The following is a 14345-nucleotide window of genomic DNA, read 5'->3' as shown; positions in this document are numbered from 1 at the left end:
ATGCGCGCGTCCAAGGGCGACCACCTTGTCCAGCACGGAAGAGTGGTCGGCCAACACGATCAGGTCACGGAAGTGGTCGAAGTGATCGGCGAGGAGGGCGAACCGCCCTACCGCGTCCGCTTCGAGGACGGGCACGAGGCCATCATGTCGCCCGGCCCGGACTGCCAGGTCCGTCACCACGAGGACGAGACGAACTAGGCGAACAGCGAACGGGGTCAGCGCGGGGGTCTCGCCGGCCGCAGATAGTGGTCGGCGACGACCCGCGCCATCGCGCCCAGCGGATCGCGGGCCACGTCCTGGGCGGCGAAGAAGACGTGCCCGCGCACCTCGGGATACCGGGCGGCCAGCGCGAGATGCCGGGACAGTTCGGCGGGGTCCTGCCAAGCCGGGGGCTGCCCGGCCGCGCCCGCCTTGTACAGCGCCTCCCCCACGTAAAGCCGGGTCCGGGTGCCCGCCGCCTGCTCCGCCCACCAGTCGAGGAGCCGGGCGTAGTCGGCGGCCGGGAAGCCGATGTTCCAGTAGATCTGCGGGACGACGTAGTCGATCCAGTGCTCGCGGACCCATCGCCGGGTGTCCGCGTACAGGTCGTCGTAGGTCTGCACGCCCGCCTGGGTGTCGGAACCGCGTGGGTCGGTGGCGGCGTTGCGCCACACCCCGAAGGGGCTGATCCCGAAGCGGGTGCCGGGCCGCACCCGCCGGATGCCGGCCGCGACCTCGCGGACCAGCCGGTCGATGTTGTCACGCCGCCAGGCGGCCCGGTCGTCGAAGGCGCCGCCGTACGCGTCGTAGGCGGCGTCGTCGTCGAAGGTCTGTCCGGCGACGGGGTACGGGTAGAAGTAGTCGTCGAAGTGGACGGCGTCCACGGGATAGCGGGCGACCGCGTCCAGCATCGCCCGGCGGACGAAGCGCCGGACCTCGGGCAGGCCAGGGTTGTAGTACAGCTTGCCGCCGTAGGGCACGACCCACTCCGGGTGCAGGCGCGCCGGGTGGTCGGGGACGAGCCGGGTGGGGTCGGTGTGGTTGGCGATGCGGTAGGGGTTGAACCACGCGTGCAGTTCCAGTCCGCGCGCGTGGGCCTCGTGGACGGCGGTGCCGAGCGGGTCCCAGCCGGGGTCACGGCCCTGGGTGCCGGTCAGGTACTGGGACCAGGGCTCGTACGGGGAGGGCCACAGGGCGTCGGCGGTGGGGCGCACCTGGAAGATCACGGTGTTGAGCCGGTCGGCCACCGCCCGGTCGAGGTGGGCGATCAGCTCGGCGCGCTGCTCCTCGGGCGCGAGTCCCGGCCGCGAGGGCCAGTCCCGGTTGGCGACGGTGGCGAGCCACACCCCGCGCATCTCCCGGCGGTGCTGCCCGGAGGCGTACGCCGGGGCGCTCGGTCCCGTCGCCAGAGCCGCCAGTGTCCCCAGGGCGAGCGTCCGCCGCGAGACGGTTGCCGCACGAGTGGCCATTCCTGCCTCCCCCACGCTCCGAGTCCGCCCCGTGACGGATCGTCCCCGAGGCACGGCTTGTCCCTACCCCGTCGATCGATCATCGATACTTGGCGGTAACGTGCACGATCGGAGCAGGCACCGAAACCGGACGCCCTGCACGAGCCTGAGAACCAGCGAAGGGGACGATGTGACGGACTTCCGAGCCGGAGACATCTCGCGCGTCGGAGTCGTGGGCTGCGGCCAGATGGGCGCGGGCATCGCCGAGGTGTGCGCACGCGCGGGACTGGACGTGATGGTCGCCGAGACCACGGGCGACGCCCTGGAGTACGGCCGTACCCGCCTGCACAACTCCCTGGGCAAGGCGGCGGAGCGCGGCAAGATCAGCGAGGAGGAGCGGGACGCGGCCCTGGCGCGGCTGAGCTTCACCACCGACCTGGGCGAGTTCGCCGACCGCGATCTGGTGATCGAGGCCGTGGTGGAGAACGAGCAGGTGAAGACGGAGATCTTCCAGGTGCTCGACCAGGTGGTGACGCGTCCGGACGCGATCCTGGCCTCCAACACCTCCTCCATCCCGCTGGTGAAGCTGGCGGTCGCCACCTCGCGCCCCGACCACGTGATCGGCATCCACTTCTTCAACCCGGCCCCGGTGCAGAACCTGGTCGAGCTGATCCCGGCCCTCACCACCTCCGAGGGCACGCTCAGCCGCGCGCAGATCTTCGCGGAGAAGACGCTCGGCAAGCACGCCATCCGCGCCCAGGACCGCTCCGGCTTCGTCGTCAACGCCCTGCTGGTGCCCTACCTCCTCTCCGCCATCCGCATGTTCGAGTCCGGCATCGCCAGCCGCGAGGACATCGACAACGGCATGGAGATGGGCTGCGCCCACCCGATGGGCCCCCTGAAGCTCTCCGACCTCATCGGCCTGGACACGATCGTCTCGATCGCCAACTCGATGTACGCGGAGTACAAGGAGCCCCTGTACGCCGCTCCCCCGCTCCTGCAGCGCATGGTCGAGGCGGGCCGCCTGGGACGGAAGTCGGGGTCGGGCTTCTACTCGTACTGACGCTTCTCGAAGCTTCCCGGTCGAAGACCGCACATGGACCCGGCACCTCATGGGTGCCGGGTCCATATGTTTCACACTCCGTGTGCGTCGCGGGCTCGCATATGCCGTTCGCACACGCTCCCCCCGGGTCCGCCGGGGCGGTTGACTCTGCATGCGCATGCAAGGGATGCGGAGTCGTCCCGTCCGACCACCCAAGGAGTGGACCCGTGACCGTCGAACCGGAGCAAGCCGTGGTTCACGGAGAACTGGCCGAGTTACGCCGCCGCCTCGACGTCGCCTACGCGCGCGTCGAAGGCGGGCTGGCGTTGCTCAGTCACCGTACCGAGGAGACCGCCAAGGAGCTGGATGAGCTGAACTCCCGTGTGAACTCACTCGAACACGCCCGCTGGCCGTTGGCCTCGGTCGCCGCGCTCACCGCCCTGGGGGCGCTCGCCGTCGCCGTCTGGCAGGCGCTGGCTCACTGACCGTCCGCGAGCCGGAGATGGTGCAGCAGGAGTAACGCGGCCGCCATGTTGGCGGCCGGGACCTCCCCACGGGCGATCAGGTCGGGGACGAGTTTGAGCGGGACCCACTCACGGCGGTCCGACTCGAAGTCGTCCACGGGATGACCGGTGTACTCACCCTGGTCGGACCAGTACACGTGGTGCCGGGCGTCGGTGAGGCCGTTGGACGGCTCCACGCTCATCAGGTGGTGCAGAGGCCCCGGCCGCCAGCCGGTCTCCTCCTCCAGTTCCCTCGCGGCCGCGCTCATGATGTCCTCGCCGTCCTCCACGACTCCTGCGGCCAGCTCCCAGCCCCAGCTATCAGTGATGAAGCGGTGCCGCCACAGCAGCAGGACCTCGTTGGCCTCGTTGACGACCGTGGCGACGGCGACCGGACGCAGCCGGATCAGGAAGTGGTCGAGATGCGAGCCGTTGGGCAGCTCGACATCCGCCAGATTGACGCTGAACCAGCGGTTCGCGTACACAGTTTGCTCGTTTTGTTTTGTCCACTGCACGGTTCTGCCACCTTCCGCCGAGTAAGTGGCAATATCGCAGCAGGGACTCTTCTCGGCCTACAGGGCGCCCGCGACGGCGCCCTGTGCGCCCCTCGGCGTCACAGCGGCACGCGCAGCGCCCCGTCGATCAGCTCCGCCGCGTCCGCGGTCCCGGCCGATCCGCAGCGCACCAGGTACTCGCGCACCGCCCGGAGCCGGTCGCGCAGCCGCTGGGACTCCATGCCGCGTGCCTGCTCGGCCATCTGCACGGCGGTCGCCACCGCCTTGTCGGCGTTGCCCTGCCGCAGCTCGATCGTGCTGAGCATCGCCAGCCGGTGCACGCGGCCCCGGTCGTGCGCCGGGTTGTCCACCGCGGCCGCCGCGTGCTCCCGCGCGGCCGACAGCTCCCCGAGGCTCAACAGCGCCTCCGCCACTTGCACGTTCACCAGGCCGGGCTGCACGTATCCCGTCTCGTCGGGTTCGCTCCCCGGCCGGATCCGCCCGGCCGCCGTCTCCGCCCGCCGGATGCAGGACAGCGCGCCGCCCCCGTCGCCGAGGTGGGCGTACGCCTTGGCCTGCATCGCGTACAGGTCGGAGGCGAGCGCCGGGGTGATGTGGCGGCCGGCCGTGCGCAGCGCCGCCTCCGCGAAGGCGACCGCCTGCCGGTACTCCCGCATGAACAGCGACTGGTTGACCAGCAGCGCTATCACGTACGCGCCCAGCCCCCGGTCCCCGCTCGCCTTCGCCAGCCGCAGCGCCTGGTGGAAGTAGCGCTGGGCCAGCCCGTGCGCGTCGGAGTCGTAGGCGCAGATGCCCGCGATGGCCACCAGCCCGCCCGTGGCGCGGTGCAGCCGGCGGCCGGTGTCGTCGGGGTAGCCGCCGCGCAGCAGGGGCGCGGCCTCGGCGTTGAGGAAGCCGACGATGCGGGTGCGGGTCGCCACCCCGCCCGCCTTGCGGTACATCTGCTCGTAGTGCGCGCGGGCCGCCCGCAGCGTGCCGATGTCCGCCTCGGTGACCCGTTGCTGCCCGCCGCGCGAGACGTCCACGTCCTCCGGCGGGTTCTCCCACTCCCACACCGGCATCACCGCGGGCGTTCCGGTGACCGCGGGGGCGCCCAGCACGTGCGGGCGCTGCTGTTCGTCGGAGCGCCACAGCGCGGTGGCCCGCTCCACGAACCCGGAGAGCGAGCCGGCGTGCGCGGTGGCCGGTTCACCCGGTACGCCGAGACCGATGTCGTCCAGCGTGACCGGGCGCCGTAAGCGGCCCGCGAGCACCTCGCAGATCAGATCGGGCACCTGGCCGCGCGGCCGCTGGCCCTTCAACCACCGTGCCACGGCGGTGTGTTCGTATCTGAGTGCGAGACCCCGGCGACGGCCGGCCTGGTTCACATGCGCGGCGAGCCCGGCGTGCGAGATGCCCGCCTCGTCAAGGATCGCGTCGAGCAGGGTGTTGGGCTGCATCATGCCCCCCGAGTGGCGTGGTGCCGTAAGCGTAGTGCGAACGGGTTCACACGGGGTGTGAACGGAGTACGCGCATCCGCACCCCACGCGCACTGTCCGGCGCGGGGCCGGGACCGCTTCACTGGGTGACCCGCCTCACCGAGGCGGGCCGGGCCGCTCGCTCCCCCTCACAAGGCGGCGGTCCGGCCGAGCGCCCCCGGGTGTCGGGCGGAGCCCCGCACTTCGCCGCCGCGCGGAACCGGTACCGCGTCGCCGGTACGGCTCCTGGCCAACCGGCCCGCGTTCGCGCGGCGGCAGCCGGGCACCCGGCCCGGCGGGCGCCGGGAACGGCGCCGGCCGGCCACGGATCGAGTCCGTGACCGGCCGGTGCCTTCGGCTTCGGCGGGGGTCAGCCGCGCAGCTCCGCGCCCGTGCGCTCGTTCGCCAGGGCGACCGCGGCGTCGCGCGCGGCGGACGCCTCGTCCACGGTCAGCGTGCGGTCGCCGGCCCGGAAGCGCAGCGCGTACGCGAGGGACTTGCGGCCCTCGCCGAGCTGCTCCGGGTTCTCGTAGACATCGAACAGCCGGATGGACTCCAGCAGTTCGCCCGCGCCCTCGCGCAGCGCCGCCTCGACCTCGGCGGCGGGCACCGGCTTGTCGACGACCAGGGCGACGTCCTGGGTGGCGACCGGGAAGGCGGAGATGCCGGGCGCCTGCGGGGTGTCGTCGCCGGCCCGCTCCAGGGCGTCCACGTCCAGCTCCATCGCGCAGGTGCGCTCGGGCAGGCCGAGGGCCTTGAGCACGCGCGGGTGCAGTTCGCCCGCGTGGCCGACGACGCGCTCGGCGCCGTCCGTGACGACCGCCAGCTCGGCGCAGCGGCCGGGGTGCCACGGGCCGTACTGGGCCTTGCGCACGATCAGCTCGGCGCCCGCCTCGTGGGCGACGGTCCGCGCGGCCTCGACGGCGTCGGCCCAGTCGGCCGGGCGGCCCTTGCCCCACCAGCCGGCCTGCTCGCGGGCACCGGTGAGGACGACGGCCACATGGCGCGGCTGCTCGGGCAGCACGGCGTCCAGGCGGGCGATCTCCTCGTCGGTGGGACGGCGGTCGACGGGCAGGTGCCCGGCGACGGCGCCGGCCTCACGCGGGTGGAAGACCAGGCCGGTCTCGAACAGCGCCAGGTCGTGCGAGCCCCGGCCGTCGTTGCGGCGCAGGGCGCCCAGCAGGCCGGGCAGCAGCGTGGTGCGGAGCGCGGGCTCCTCGTCGTTCAGCGGGTTGGCCAGCTTGACGACGCGGCGGGCCGGGTCGTCGGCGTCCAGCCCGAGCTGGTCGAAGACCTGCTCGGCGACGAACGGGTAGTTCGGCGCCTCGACGTAGCCCGAGCCGGCCAGGGCGCGGCCGATCCGGCGGTGCAGCCGCTGACGGTGGGTCAGGCCGCGGCCGGCGTGGGGCTTGGGCAGCGTGGAGGGCAGGTTCTCGTAGCCCTCCAGCCGGATGACCTCTTCGGCCAGGTCGTTGGCGTCGGTGAGGTCGGGCCGCCAGGACGGGACGGTGACGATCAGCTCGTCCTGCCCGTAGACGTCGCAGCCGATCTCCTGGAGGCGGCGGACGACGGTCTCGCGGCCGTAGGTGACGCCCGCGACCTTGTCCGGGTGGTCGGCCGGGATGGTGATCGTGCGCGGCGCGAACGGCGCGATGATCTCCGTGACGCCGGCCTCGGCGGTGCCGCCCGCGAGCAGGACCAGCAGGTCCACGGTGCGCTGCGCGGCAGCGGCGGCGGCCTCGGGGTCGACGCCCCGCTCGAAGCGCCGGGACGCCTCCGAGGACAGCTTGTGGCGGCGGGCCGTACGCGCGACGGAGACCGCGTTGAAGTGGGCGGCCTCGACGACGACCTCGGAGGTGGAGCGCTCGGTGTCGTCGTGGTCGGCGATCTCCGTGTCGGCGCCGCCCATGACACCGGCCAGGCCGATGGGGCCGCGCTCGTCGGTGATGACGAGGTCCTCGGCGTGCAGCGTGCGCTCGACCCCGTCGAGGGTGCGCAGCTTCTCGCCCTCCTCGGCGCGGCGGACCCCGATGGCGCCCTGGACCGAGCCGCGGTCGTAGGCGTGCAGGGGCTGGCCCAGCTCCATCATCACGTAGTTGGTGACGTCGACGGCCAGCGAGACCGGGCGCATGCCGACCTTCTGCAGCCGGCGGCGCAGCCAGATCGGGGAGCGCGCCTCGGGACTCAGACCGGTGATGGTGCGGGCGGTGAAGCGGTCGCAGCCCATCGGGTCGGAGACCTTGACCGGGTAGCCGTAGGCGTTCGGCGCGGGGACGTCGATGAGGGCCGGGTCGCGCAGCGGCAGGCCGTAGGCGATGGCGGTCTCGCGGGCGACGCCGCGGATGGACAGGCAGTCGCCGCGGTTGGCGGTGACGGCGATGTCCAGGACCTCGTCGACCAGCTCCAGCAGCTCGATGGCGTCCTTGCCGGTCTCGGTCTCCGGCGGCAGCACGATGATGCCGTGGCTGCCGTCGTCGCCCATGCCCAGCTCGTCGCCGGAGCAGATCATGCCGTGGGACGTCTTGCCGTACGTCTTGCGCGCGGCGATCGCGAAGTCGCCGGGCAGGACCGCGCCGGGCAGGACCACGACGACCTTGTCGCCGACGGCGAAGTTGCGGGCGCCGCAGACGATCTCCTGCGGCTCGCCGGTGCCGTTGGCGGTGCCGACGTCGACCGTGCAGAAGCGGATCGGCTTCTTGAAGCCCTCCAGCTCCTCGATGGTCAGCACCTGGCCGACGACCAGCGGACCCTTGAGGCCGGCGCCGAGCTGCTCGACGGTCTCGACCTCGAGGCCCGCCGAGATGAGCTTGGCCTGGACGTCACGGCCGGTTTCGGTCGCCGGCAGGTCGACGTACTCCCGCAGCCAAGAAAGCGGGACCCGCATCAGATCTCCATCCCGAACGGCCGGGTGAACCGGACGTCACCCTCGACCATGTCTCGCATGTCTTCGACGTTGTGGCGGAACATCAGCATCCGCTCGATGCCGAACCCGAAGGCGAATCCGCTGTACTTCTCCGGGTCGACGCCGCAGGCGGTCAGCACCTTGGGGTTGACCATGCCGCAGCCGCCCAGCTCGATCCAGCCCTCGCTGGAGCAGGTGCGGCAGGGGCGGTCGGGGTTGCCGACGGACTCGCCCTTGCAGACGTAGCAGAGCATGTCCATCTCGGCGGACGGCTCGGTGAACGGGAAGAAGTTCGGCCGCAGCCGGGTCTTCATGCCGGGACCGAACAGCGACTGGACCATGTGGTCCAGGGTGCCCTTGAGGTCGGCCATGGTCAGGCCCTCGTCCACGGCGAGCAGCTCGACCTGGTGGAAGACCGGGGTGTGCGTGGCGTCCAGCTCGTCGGTGCGGTACACGCGGCCGGGGCAGATCACGTAGACCGGCGCCCCGCGCCCCAGCAGGGAGCGGATCTGCACGGGCGAGGTGTGGGTGCGCAGCACGACACCGGACTCGGTGCCGCCCTTCTCACCGCGGACGAAGAAGGTGTCGGCCTCGCCGCGCGCGGGGTGGTCGGGGCCGATGTTGAGGGCGTCGAAGTTGAACCACTCGGCCTCGGCCTCGGGGCCCTCGGCGACCTCGTAGCCCATGGCGACGAAGACGTCCTCGATGCGCTCGGAGAGCGTGGTCAGCGGGTGGCGGGCACCGGCGGGGACGCGGTCGTACGGCAGGGTGACGTCGACGTCCTCCTCGACCAGCACGCGCGCGTCGCGCTCCACCTCCAGCTCGGCCTGGCGGGCGGCCAGCGCCTTGTTGACCGCGCCGCGCGCCATGCCGACACGCTTGCCGGCGTCGGCCTTGGCGTGCGGGGGCAGGGCGCCGATCTCGCGGTTGGCGAGGGACAGCGGGGAGGCCGGGCCGGTGTGGGCGACCTTGGCCTCGTGGAGCGCGTCGAGGGAATCCGCGGCACCGAAGGCGGCGAGCGCCTCGTCCCGCATACGCTCGATCTCTTCCGGTTTCAACGCCTCGACCTCGACAGGGTCGTACGACTTATTCGGTGCCGACATCTCTTCCCGTGCTTCCGATTGGCTGGCTGGTGGTCCCGTCACCGCCCGAAGGGGTCCCGGCGGGCCGCGTGCGGACACAAAGGTGCCAGGGGCCGAGTCTAACGGGGACGGGCTGGGCGAATGGCCCGCGGGCGGCTCAGGCCAGGTAGGCCGGGGCGCTCACGGGCAACGTAAATCGGAACTGCGCGCCGCCGCCGGGGGCGCGGCCGACCGTGATGGTGCCGCCGTGGGCCTCGACGATGCCCTTGACGATGTAGAGCCCGAGGCCGGTGCCGCCGCGCTTGCTGCCCCGCCAGAAGCGGGTGAAGACGCGGTTCATGGACTCCTCCGGGATGCCGGGCCCCTCGTCGCTCACGGTGACCGACGTGCCTGTCTCCTCGCCCTCGCGCGGGGACGGCGCGGGGGTGACGTCGATCGTGACAGTTCCGGCGCCGTGGCGCACCGCGTTTTCCAGCAGGTTGCTGAGCACCTGGTCGACCTTGTCGGGGTCGGCCCACAGGGCGGGCAGGGGGTGCTCGACGCGGAGCAGGAAGCGGTCGGCGGGCTGGCCCGAGGCGACATGGGCCTGGATGTGGCGGCCGACGGCGGCGGCGGTGTCGACGGGCTGGCGGCGCACCTCCAGGCGGCCGCTGTCGATGCGGGAGATGTCGAGGAGCTCGGCGATGAGCCGGGTGACCCGGTCGGCGTCGGCGTCGACGGTCTCCAGCATCAGCCGCTTCTGCTCGTCGGTGAACCGCTCCCACTTGGCCAGCAGGGTGGCGGTGAAGCCCTTGACGGAGGTGAGCGGGGAGCGCAGCTCGTGCGCGACGGTGGCGATCAGCTCGGCGTGGCTGCGCTCGGTGCGGCGCCGGGCCTCGGTGTCGCGGAGGGTGACGACGAGGCGGTGCAGGGGGCCGAGGGGTTCGTCGCGCACGTAGCGGGCGGCGACCAGGACCTCACGGCCGCCGGGCAGCAGCAGGTTCCGCTCGGGCTGCCGGACCCGGATGGCGAGGCCGCCGTAGGGGTCGGTCAACTGCCACCACCGCCGCCCCTCCAGGTCCTCCAGCGGCAGCGCCTTCTCCAGCGGCCGGCCGAGGGCGTCGGCCCGGCTGACGGCGGTGATCCGGGCGGCGGCGGCGTTGAAGCGCACGACCCGCCCGTGCTCGTCGGCGACGACGAGCCCGTCAGGGAGCTGGTCGGGGTCGATCGCGTCGGCGGGGTCCTGTTCCACGGGCGCGCGGACCTCCTGCCCGTCCGGCGCCGTGCTCGTGCCGACCACACTCATCCCCGTACCCCACCTCTCAGCCTGCGCAGGGCCCCGAGTGGGTCACCCTACTAGTTCCGGGGGACGGAACGGCAGCCTCCGGGTGCGCGCTGGGCCCTTGCCGACGCGTACAGACATACGGCCGCGGCGGTGGCGAGGTTCAGGCTCTCGGCCTTGCCGTGGATCGGGACGCTGACCACGGCGTCGGCCAGGGCGCGGGTCTCCTCCGGCAGCCCCCACGCCTCGTTGCCGAACACCCAGGCGGTGGGGTCGCCCATGGCGCCCTTGTCCAGTTCCTCGTCGAGGTCCCGGTCCCCGGCGCCGTCGGCGGCCAGGATGCGCACCCCGGCGTCCTTCAGCCCCTGGACGGCCTGCTCGACGGGGACGCCCATGGCGACCGGCAGATGGAACAGGGAGCCCACGGAGGCGCGTACGGCCTTGGGGTTGTACAGGTCGACGGAGGCGTCGGTGAGGATCACCGCGTCGGCACCGGCGGCGTCGGCGCAGCGCAGTACGGTGCCCGCGTTGCCGGGGTCGCGCACGTGCGCGAGGACGGCGACGAGCTTGGGGCGGGCGGCGAGGATGTCCTCGAACGGGGTGTCGAGGAACCGGCAGACGCCGACGACACCCTGCGGGGTGACGGTGGTGGAGATGTCGGCGATGACCTCCTCGTCGGCGAGATGCACCCGGGCGCCCGCGGCCCGCGCCTCACCGATGATGTCGGCGTACCGTTCCGCGGCCTCCACGGTGGCGAACAGTTCCACCAGCGTGGACCCGCCCTGGACCCGGTGCCCGGCGGCCTCCCGCACGGCCTGCGGCCCCTCCGCGAGGAACAGCCGCTCCTTCCCCCGGAAATTCCGCCTCCCCAACCGCCGCGCGGCACTCACCCGCGCGGAACGAGGAGAGATCAACTCAGGGTTGGCGGAGCCCATGTTCCTATTCACCTTCGACAGAGATCAAACGGCAAGCGGTGCCTTTTCAGGGGCAGCGAGCGGTGTTTTCCAGGGGCGCGGGGAACTGCGCGACCAGCCACGACGCACCCGCACCCGAAGACGCGCCCGACCACCCACAACAGCAGGACCCGCAAGCTCAGCAGCCTGCGGGTCCTGAAGTCAACCGGCTCAAGGCCAGCGCGGCGTCACGCGGCCTTCGGCGCGTTCACGTCCGCCGGGAGCGCCTTCTGAGCGACCTCGACGAGCGCCGCGAACGCGGTGCCGTCGTTGACGGCCAGCTCGGCCAGGATCTTGCGGTCGACCTCGATGTTCGCGGCCTTCAGACCCTGGATGAAGCGGTTGTAGGTGATGCCGTTGGCGCGGGCAGCGGCGTTGATCCGCTGGATCCAGAGCTGACGGAAGTCGCCCTTGCGCTTCTTGCGGTCGTTGTAGTTGTAGACCAGGGAGTGGGTGACCTGCTCCTTGGCCTTGCGGTACAGGCGCGAGCGCTGACCACGGTAGCCGGATGCCTGCTCGAGGATCGCCCGGCGCTTCTTGTGGGCGTTGACTGCCCGCTTGACGCGTGCCACTTGTTAACTCCTTGTAGCGGGGCCGCGGAGTGGACTCAGACTCGCACGACCCGAAAACGATTGGGTCCCGGTGAAGACGTACGGCGCTCGGTGTGAACGCCGACTACGTCACTTGCCGAGAAGCTTCTTGATCTTCGCGGCGTCGCCCGGAGCCATCTCGGCGGTGCCGGTGAGGCGGCGCGTCACGCGGGACGACTTGTGCTCGAGCAGGTGGCGCTTGCCGGCGCGCTCGCGGAGCACCTTGCCGGAGCCGGTGACCTTGAAGCGCTTGCTGGCACCGCTGTGCGACTTGTTCTTCGGCATAGCGCCGTTATCTCCTCGTCGGTGGCGCTCCGGTGCCCGGTCGTGAAACCGGGCACGGTGGAGCGTCGCTCTCTTATCGGTTGGTTCCGTCGGGACTCGCGTCCCTCTGGATCACGCCTCGGCGGGAGCCTCGGCAGGGGCCTCGGTGTCCTCGACGATCGTGTCTTCCACGACGTCGTCGTTCTCCGCGGCGTTCTGCGAGCGGCCGGGGTTGGCCTTCGCGTCGGCCTTGCGGGCCTCCTGCGCCTGGCGGGCCTCGGCCATCGCCTCGGTCTTCTTCTTGTGCGGACCGAGAACCATGATCATGTTTCGGCCGTCCTGCTTCGGGTTCGACTCGACGAACCCGAGGTCCTGGACGTCCTCGGCGAGGCGCTGCAGCAGTCGGTAGCCCAGCTCGGGGCGGGACTGCTCACGGCCACGGAACATGATCGTGATCTTGACCTTGTCGCCCTGCTTGAGGAACCGGACGACGTGACCCTTCTTGGTGTCGTAGTCGTGCGGGTCGATCTTCGGCCGGAGCTTCATCTCCTTGATGACCGTGTGCGCCTGGTTCTTGCGCGCCTCACGGGCCTTCATGGCCGACTCGTACTTGAACTTCCCGTAGTCCATGAGCTTGCACACGGGCGGACGGGCGTTCGCCGCGACCTCGACCAGGTCCAGGTCGTACTCCTGCGCAAGCTCCAGTGCCTTGGCCAGGGGGACGATGCCCACCTGCTCGCCACTGGGACCGACAAGTCGCACCTCGGGAACGCGAATCCGGTCGTTGATGCGGGGCTCGGCGCTGATGGATCCTCCTCGGTAGCACCACGCGACGGTCTGGCGGACAGCCGCGTAACGTCTGTATCAGTAAGACCTAACCGCGCCGAAGCACAAAAAATGCCCCGGACGATCACAGGCGGGGTTCCTCGAACTACCGGAACACCGCCGCGATGGTCGCGGGGCGCGCTCTCGGACGGTGTTCCGCCGCATCCACGGCGAATCCGTCTGACCGGTGACCCGCCGCCCGTGAGGGTGGCCGGGTGGGAGTTCGAAGCCTCCACTTGTGGGCCGGAGTGCTCACCGCAGGGCGTGCTCGTCCGACCGGTCGTGACACAAGGCTAGCAGCTCCGGGGAGGAAGGGCTAACCAGGGCCGCCGGGCCTCGGGCGGGGGCGCGGCGCCTATCGTGTGGGGTATGAGTGAGACCTCCCCTGAGACCCCCGACTTCGACGCCATGACCCGCGACATCGCCGAGGTCCCCGCCGTCGAGGTGATCGTGACGGTCGCCGTCAACCTGATGAGCGCCGCCGCCGTGAAGCTCGGGCTGAGCGAGGAGGGCGAGAAGTACAAGGACCTGGACGAGGCCCGCAAGCTGATCAGCGCCCTCGCCGGCCTGCTGGACGCCAGCACGACCGAGATCAGCTCCTTCCACGCGGCCCCGCTGCGCGACGGCCTGAAGTCGCTCCAGCTCGCCTTCCGCGAGGCGTCCCTCGTCCCGGACGAGCCGGGCCAGGGCCCCGGTGAGAAGTACACGGGGCCGGTCTACGGCTAGTACCCCGCGGCGACGGCTTCCTTCAGTCGCGTACGTACAAGGGCTCGCCCGGAGGGGTGGTCCCGGCCGGCAGGAGTGCCAGGTCGAGGCCGCGCACCAGGCGGGCCCTCAGCGTCTCGTCGGCGGCCAGCCGCTCGGCCACGGCGCGGGCGGCTTGCGCGGGGGCCACGGCCGGGTCGAGGACGAGGGCGAGGGTCCCGTCGGCCTCGCCGGGGCCCAGGTGGGCGGAGCACACGGCGGGCTCGGCGGCGACGGCCGCGCGCACGGCGGCCACCACGGCCGGGTCGGTGAGCGGGTCGACGCTGGTACGGCCCTCGGCCAGCGCGAGCAGCGTCGGACCGGTCAGCTCGAACGGCACGGGCCCGGCGAGGTCCAGCACGACCGTGTCGGCCTTCTCGTGCGCGGCGGCCTGGAGGGCCTGGTGCAGCGGTACGGCGACCGGCCGGGCGGCGGGGTCCCAGCGGGCCAGCGACGCGGTGGAGGTGAAGGCGGGCAGCGCGGTGCGCCCGGCCGCCTTGAGCGTGGGAACGGCCATGTCGCTGGTCTTCTCCCGGCGCAGCCCGGCCTCGTCCACCTCGACCTCCCCGAGGACGGCGACGACGGGGACGAGCAGCCGCGCGCCCTTGAGTGCCTCCAGCACGGGCCCGAGGGCGCTCCGGTCCTCGGCCCAGGCCGCGAGCGCGGCGCTCAGCCGGGGGTCGGCGGAGCCGTCGTCGTCGGAGAAGCCGGAGTCGGGAATGTTCTTGTTCGCCACGGTCCCGAGCCTATCGGGGCCGGTACGGGGCTGTTCCGACGGGA

15 protein-coding genes are annotated in these 14345 nt (G+C 71.9%); 4 read left to right on the top strand and 11 right to left on the bottom strand.

Features of this window, described 5'->3' with window-relative positions:
- Window positions 1-198: a DUF1918 domain-containing protein gene (locus HEK131_RS09810; RefSeq protein WP_217460848.1), complete on the top strand. Its 198-nt coding sequence runs from the start codon at window positions 1-3 to the stop codon at window positions 196-198.
- Window positions 199-215: 17 nt separating this feature from the next.
- On the opposite strand, the gene HEK131_RS09805 is transcribed toward HEK131_RS09810, so the two are convergent.
- On the bottom strand, window positions 216-1448 hold the full coding sequence (locus HEK131_RS09805; protein WP_244334395.1) for a glycoside hydrolase family 10 protein: 1233 nt from the start codon (window positions 1446-1448) through the stop codon (window positions 216-218).
- 169 nt (window positions 1449-1617) lie between these two features.
- Here HEK131_RS09805 and HEK131_RS09800 point away from each other — a divergent pair, with 169 nt between their 5' ends.
- Together HEK131_RS09800 and HEK131_RS09795 are read left to right on the top strand one after the other, a co-directional pair.
- Window positions 1618-2490 carry a 3-hydroxybutyryl-CoA dehydrogenase gene (locus HEK131_RS09800; protein ID WP_161149171.1) on the top strand — a complete coding sequence of 291 codons (873 nt, stop codon included), beginning with the start codon at window positions 1618-1620 and terminating at the stop codon, window positions 2488-2490.
- 206 nt (window positions 2491-2696) lie between these two features.
- The gene (locus tag HEK131_RS09795; RefSeq protein WP_217460846.1) at window positions 2697-2954 is read left to right on the top strand and encodes a hypothetical protein; all 258 of its coding nucleotides are present in this window, start codon (window positions 2697-2699) and stop codon (window positions 2952-2954) included.
- On the opposite strand, the gene HEK131_RS09790 is transcribed toward HEK131_RS09795, so the two are convergent.
- The 9 genes from HEK131_RS09790 to infC form a co-directional block, all read right to left on the bottom strand.
- The gene (locus tag HEK131_RS09790; RefSeq protein WP_217460845.1) at window positions 2948-3487 is read right to left on the bottom strand and encodes an NUDIX hydrolase; all 540 of its coding nucleotides are present in this window, start codon (window positions 3485-3487) and stop codon (window positions 2948-2950) included. The genes HEK131_RS09795 and HEK131_RS09790 overlap by 7 nt on opposite strands.
- A gap of 98 nt (window positions 3488-3585) precedes the next feature.
- Window positions 3586-4926 carry a transcriptional regulator gene (locus HEK131_RS09785; RefSeq protein WP_217460970.1) on the bottom strand — a complete coding sequence of 447 codons (1341 nt, stop codon included), beginning with the start codon at window positions 4924-4926 and terminating at the stop codon, window positions 3586-3588.
- Window positions 4927-5314: 388 nt separating this feature from the next.
- Window positions 5315-7828, bottom strand: coding sequence for a phenylalanine--tRNA ligase subunit beta (gene pheT / locus HEK131_RS09780; protein ID WP_244334394.1), 2514 nt, complete (start codon window positions 7826-7828; stop codon window positions 5315-5317).
- Window positions 7828-8949: a phenylalanine--tRNA ligase subunit alpha gene (gene pheS, locus HEK131_RS09775; protein ID WP_217460843.1), complete on the bottom strand. Its 1122-nt coding sequence runs from the start codon at window positions 8947-8949 to the stop codon at window positions 7828-7830. Before pheS ends, pheT begins: the two co-directional genes overlap by 1 nt.
- A 136-nt stretch (window positions 8950-9085) precedes the next feature.
- Window positions 9086-10213: a sensor histidine kinase gene (locus tag HEK131_RS09770; protein ID WP_217460842.1), complete on the bottom strand. Its 1128-nt coding sequence runs from the start codon at window positions 10211-10213 to the stop codon at window positions 9086-9088.
- Between the two features lie 50 nt (window positions 10214-10263).
- Window positions 10264-11124, bottom strand: a complete 861-nt coding sequence (locus HEK131_RS09765; RefSeq protein WP_217460841.1) for a TrmH family RNA methyltransferase — start codon at window positions 11122-11124, stop codon at window positions 10264-10266.
- 206 nt (window positions 11125-11330) lie between these two features.
- Entirely contained in the window at window positions 11331-11714 is a 384-nt protein-coding gene (gene rplT / locus HEK131_RS09760; protein ID WP_030812835.1) for a 50S ribosomal protein L20, read from the bottom strand.
- A gap of 108 nt (window positions 11715-11822) precedes the next feature.
- Window positions 11823-12017: a 50S ribosomal protein L35 gene (gene rpmI / locus HEK131_RS09755; protein ID WP_018549118.1), complete on the bottom strand. Its 195-nt coding sequence runs from the start codon at window positions 12015-12017 to the stop codon at window positions 11823-11825.
- Between the two features lie 111 nt (window positions 12018-12128).
- A complete protein-coding gene (gene infC, locus HEK131_RS09750; protein WP_217460969.1) occupies window positions 12129-12803 on the bottom strand; it encodes a translation initiation factor IF-3 in 675 nt (224 codons plus the stop codon).
- Between the two features lie 387 nt (window positions 12804-13190).
- Here infC and HEK131_RS09745 point away from each other — a divergent pair, with 387 nt between their 5' ends.
- Entirely contained in the window at window positions 13191-13547 is a 357-nt protein-coding gene (locus tag HEK131_RS09745) for a DUF1844 domain-containing protein (RefSeq protein ID WP_217460840.1), read from the top strand.
- A gap of 22 nt (window positions 13548-13569) precedes the next feature.
- Here the strand turns inward: HEK131_RS09745 and HEK131_RS09740 are convergent, their stop codons facing one another.
- Complete coding sequence (locus HEK131_RS09740; protein WP_244334393.1) at window positions 13570-14301, bottom strand: SseB family protein; 732 nt, start codon at window positions 14299-14301, stop codon at window positions 13570-13572.
- Window positions 14302-14345 lie beyond the last annotated feature (44 nt).

It is taken from the genome of Streptomyces seoulensis (assembly GCF_022846655.1).
In the GTDB taxonomy this organism is placed as follows: domain Bacteria; phylum Actinomycetota; class Actinomycetes; order Streptomycetales; family Streptomycetaceae; genus Streptomyces.
The sequence above is the reverse complement of the archived record's forward strand: the minus strand, read 5'-3'. Positions and strand labels throughout refer to the sequence as shown.